Source organism: Actinomadura geliboluensis (assembly GCF_005889745.1).
Classification (GTDB): Bacteria; Actinomycetota; Actinomycetes; order Streptosporangiales; family Streptosporangiaceae; genus Spirillospora; species Spirillospora geliboluensis.
Genome location: NZ_VCKZ01000585.1, coordinates 1 through 4335, shown reverse-complemented (window position 1 = coordinate 4335; position 4335 = coordinate 1). Strand labels below are relative to the sequence as shown.

At 65.5% G+C, this 4335-nt stretch carries 5 protein-coding genes; 2 read left to right on the top strand and 3 right to left on the bottom strand.

The window, feature by feature from the left end; all coding sequences use genetic code 11:
• From ETD96_RS41860 to ETD96_RS41850, 3 genes are all read right to left on the bottom strand, one after another.
• Positions 1-617, bottom strand: a 617-nt coding sequence (locus ETD96_RS41860) for an SAM-dependent methyltransferase (protein WP_138642027.1), incomplete at its 3' end; no start/stop codon positions are given.
• 236 nt (positions 618-853) lie between these two features.
• Complete coding sequence (locus ETD96_RS41855) at positions 854-1063, bottom strand: DUF397 domain-containing protein (protein ID WP_138642026.1); 210 nt, start codon at positions 1061-1063, stop codon at positions 854-856.
• A complete protein-coding gene (locus ETD96_RS41850) occupies positions 1047-1916 on the bottom strand; it encodes a helix-turn-helix domain-containing protein (RefSeq protein ID WP_138642025.1) in 870 nt (289 codons plus the stop codon). The genes ETD96_RS41855 and ETD96_RS41850 overlap by 17 nt, the downstream gene beginning before the upstream one ends.
• Positions 1917-2693: 777 nt before the next feature.
• Between ETD96_RS41850 and ETD96_RS41845 the strand changes: the two genes are divergently transcribed.
• Both ETD96_RS41845 and ETD96_RS41840 read left to right on the top strand, forming a co-directional pair.
• Positions 2694-3413: an ATP-binding protein gene (locus ETD96_RS41845; RefSeq protein ID WP_138642024.1), complete on the top strand. Its 720-nt coding sequence runs from the start codon at positions 2694-2696 to the stop codon at positions 3411-3413.
• 138 nt (positions 3414-3551) lie between these two features.
• Positions 3552-4043, top strand: a complete 492-nt coding sequence (locus ETD96_RS41840) for a hypothetical protein (protein WP_138642023.1) — start codon at positions 3552-3554, stop codon at positions 4041-4043.
• Positions 4044-4335 lie beyond the last annotated feature (292 nt).

The following is a 4335-nucleotide window of genomic DNA, read 5'->3' as shown; positions in this document are numbered from 1 at the left end:
CGCCAGTGCAGCAGGTTGACCAGTCCTGGCTCGACCGGCTCCAGCCCGTCCAGCAGGAGTGCGCCGACTTCCTCGCGAGTGCGGTTCTGCCAGGGGATGCCGGCGGCGTTCATGCGTGCGTCGAGTTCGGCGGCGCGGCCGGGGTCGGAGCAGACGACCTGGGAGAACGCCAGGTGGCTGTCTGGCGCCGCGCGGTCCATGACGGTGTGCAGGATGCCGTGCGGATCGTCGGCGTCGGTCAGGTGGTGCCCGACCGACAGGAAGAGCACCGCCAGCGGCTCGTCGAAATCGATCAGCCGCTCGACGTCGGAGTGGCTCAGGGCGGCGTCCAGGTCGCGGAAGTCGGCGTTGATGACGACGGTGGAGCCGTCCCCGGCCAGCAGCGCGCGGCCGTAGGCCAGCACGATCGGGTCGATGTCGACGTAGACGACGCGGGCGTCGGGCGCGAGCCGCTGCGCGACCTGGTGGACGTTGTTGTCGGTGGGCAGCCCGCAACCCAGGTCCAGGAATTGCCGTATCCCGGCCTCGGTCGCCAGGTACCGCACCGCCCGGTACAGGAACAGCCGGTTCTGCCGGCTGATATCGATCGACTCGGGAAAGGCGGGCGCGGTCTTCAACGCGAAGTCGCCTGGTAGTTGTCCTTACTGCCAGCGCCCATCCGTACACCCGGGCCGACGCCGGTATGTCATCACGGATCTCGATCGGCGATTCACGCTCTTCCGCGGCCACCATGCGCTCCCGACCCCGACGCAGTTGCCCGACCAGGCAACGGTAACCGCCGCCCTCGCTCTGCAGTCGATCTTCGTTCGCCCGTCCAGCCTCGGCCACCGAGCCTACGGAAGCGGCTGACGCGTCAGTGACCGAAATCCCCTCTGCTCACGCGGTTGATTAGCTCTTGCCACGTGGTGCGAGCGAGGAGGAGCTTGGGGCCGCCGGGGTCCTTGGAGTCGCGGACGGCGACCACCCCTGAGGCGTGCGCGAGTTCGACACAGTCGCTGCCACTGGCGCTGCTCCGGCTGGCCTTGCGCCAACGAGCCTTGGAAAGGTCATCGTGGAGGCTCATGGGGTTGCTGGTGCTCCTTGGCGATGTCGGCGATCAGGGCGAGCGAGTCCTTCTCGGAAAGAGCCTGCTCGCAAATGCGGTCAAATCTCACGTTACCGCGCGCGACTTGATCGACGTCTTCGACATAGATTTCTCCGCCCATGCCCTCCAGGTAGATGACGTCCTGGTCGAGTTCCCCGGCGAAGCTCAGGGCGACGAAGGGGCCGTCCATCCCTGCGTGCTCACCCACCGAGATGGGCATGACGCGGATGCTGATGTTGGGTCTGGCGGAGGCATCCACGAGCGCTTCAAGCTGGCGAGCCATGACCTGCGGGCCGCCCACCGCGCGCCTGAGCACGGACTCGTCCAGGACTACCGTGAACGAGGGTGCGTTCTCCCGCTCCAGGATCGCGCGGCGTGCCATGCGCGCCTGGAGACGCCGCAGCAGGATGTCTTCAGAGTCGTCTGGGCTCAGGATTCGGATGAGCGCCAGAGCGTAGTCGCTGGTTTGCAGGAGGCCCGGGATGAACTGGACCTGCCAGCTGCGGATCGTGGTGGCGTCGTCCTCAAGTTCGGCGAAAGATCCGGTCAGGACATCGTTGAACGCCGACCACCAGCCGCGCTTGCGGATGTCTCGCGCCAACTGCACGAGCGCAAGCTTGACGGCCTCGTCCCCACCGTAGAGGTCGAGCATCTCCTCGACGTCGGAGGGCTTGGGACGTGTCTTGGCCGTTTCGAAGCGGAGCAGCTTCGGGCGACTCCACCCAAGCGCAGCGGCTGCGCCCTCCATCGTCAGCCCTGCCTTCTCCCGCTGTTGGCGGAGCTGGCGAGCAAGCCGGCGATGTCTGACGGTCGGACTCTGCGCGTGCGGCATGTCGCTCAGTGTCGCACGGCGATCATGATTCTTGGCATGCATCACAGTGAAGAGGTGTCACGGAAATCTGAACAAGTACATGGACAGGTGCTCATTGCGAAGGCATGATGACCATGGGTCACTTCCCTGGGTGATGCCTCGGAGCCAGTGCGTAAGCGCAACGGCTCAGGCGGAAAGCCCGTGGGGGAGAACCGGTCGGGTCTTGGAGGGCTCACCTGACCGAAAGGTTGGGCGGTCTCGGACCGGTGTTGCAGCACCGGTCCGAGACCTTGATCGGACGCTGGAGGTCCAACCCATGCATGATCGTACGAATCCACCGCCTGTCCGGGCGATGGCACCCGCCGCCAAGTACGCACTCGTTGTCGAATGGGAACTAGCCCGTCCTTCAATGCCGCACATAACGCCGTCCAGCCCGTGGGCCAGTTCCACCGAAGACCCCGACCAGGCCATCACCGAGCTCCGGGGCCGGTACCCGTCGGTCATCACCTGGTTCGGCGAGTACACCGGGAGCTACTGGGCCATCCTCCAGGTCGAGGACGACGCACCGCGACTCATCGAGGCCACCACGCCTGCGGACCTGAGCCGTCAACTTGACTCATTCCATCTCCGCCTGCCGCGACGGCCTTCCCTCAGCGCATCTCACAACGACATCACGAGGCCCAAGACGTCCGACCCAGTGGCGGCTGTACGGCACGCGCCCCTTCACAGAGCCTCGCATGGACGGGACAGGCGTCGCAGCCGTCGCTCCATGGCCAGGACCCTGAGCAGGAGCGGCCGATGCTGACCGGCGTCCCCGCCGACATCCCGGCCGGCGGTGCCTGCGCCTTCCAACTCCCGGGCGACCGGAGCTCCGCCTCCAACGCACGCTCTCTCGTCGCGGCGACCATGCGTCAACTGAGCTTCGCCCCCGACCCAATCGAAGACGCCAGACTCGCGGTCTCCGAACTGGCCACCAACGCCCTGACTCATGCGTCCTCAACGACGCGGCCCGAACTGTGGATCTGGGCGCGCACCCGCCCCACCCCGCAACTCGTCGTCTCCGTCTTTGACGCCCACTGCGGCGCCTGGCCGATCGCCGGCGGTGCGGATCTGCTCGATGAGCATGGCAAAGGACTGTCCATCGTCGCTGCCCTTGCAGCCGACACCGGCTCGCACCTCACCCGCTCACGCCTGACCGCCTCGCCTGGCAAGAGCGTCTGGTTCACCCTCGCCCTTCCCAACTCATGGCCAACGTTCCGTAGCGTCATCGCTCCGATTTCGGCGGCTGATCGACTTGCCGCGGCGCTCCGATCCCGCGGCGTCCCCACCACCCGCCGTAGCGAGGAAAGCGGTCTCTCCGTCCTCATCGCAGGAACGGTGAACGTCTGGGTCGAGCCCAAGGCGTTCTCCTGGCACGACGGCCATGGCTACACCCGCGAGCCATTGACCGACCTTCAAGAAACCGCCGAACGCATCGTCAGCCACCACGAGACCCACCCCCCGGCCTCACGGAACTGACGATCGCCCTTGGCCGGAACCCGGCCCTCTTACTCGGGGACGCGGCGCCACCTCCCGTTCGCCGCGTCCTCGTCCTCACCGCCACCTCTTACAGGACGAGACTCCATGCACTCCGCTGGCAACCGCCACGTTGAACTGTTGCAGGCCATCAAGAACATCCGCACAGTCGCCGAACGGGCCGACTCCCACGCCATCGAGCGCTCACTCACCCAACCATCTGTCACGAGCCACATCGATGACGACACTCTCGACTTCCTCCGCCGTGCCCACGACCTGCTGCTGATCACCACCCGAATGCTGATCGGCATGCTTGCACCACCACACCGCCCCCCCACCATCGATATTGCGGAGGCCTGGCGCCGTGCCCACCTCTACCTGCCCCGCCGGAACGATGGCCTGGTCCTTCTTCACATGCGGGAACTTGAGGAGGCTTACCAGGCCATTCCAATCCTGGTGGCGATTCCCGAACCGCCACCGGTCCCTACGCTTGAAACCGAGACAACACTGGTCATCGACAAGACCACTGGTGCCGTCACCCGCTGGCCCCTGCTCCCGCCAGACGTCCTGACCAGGCAATACCACCGCTACAAACGCCAAGCTCCTATGACCTTTGACGAGGACTCCCCATAAGGCGATCTGCCGGGGCCAAGCCCGTCCATGGTGCTTTCGAAGCCCAGACCCCGGCCCGTGCAGCAGCCGGTATATGTCCGACGATGGCTTTGACCGGCTGTACCTCGGCTCGATCACCGAGCGCATCCGTGCAGTTCTGGTTGATGTACTTAATTATTAGCTCCATGGACCGCCCCGGCGATGTTGGAGGCTCAGATTGTTGGTTCTCAGCCGGTCTAGGTCGCTGTGCCACGTGACCGGTTGAACGCTTCCTCGTACTCGCGCGGGGGAATGTTCCCGCAGTAAGAATGTA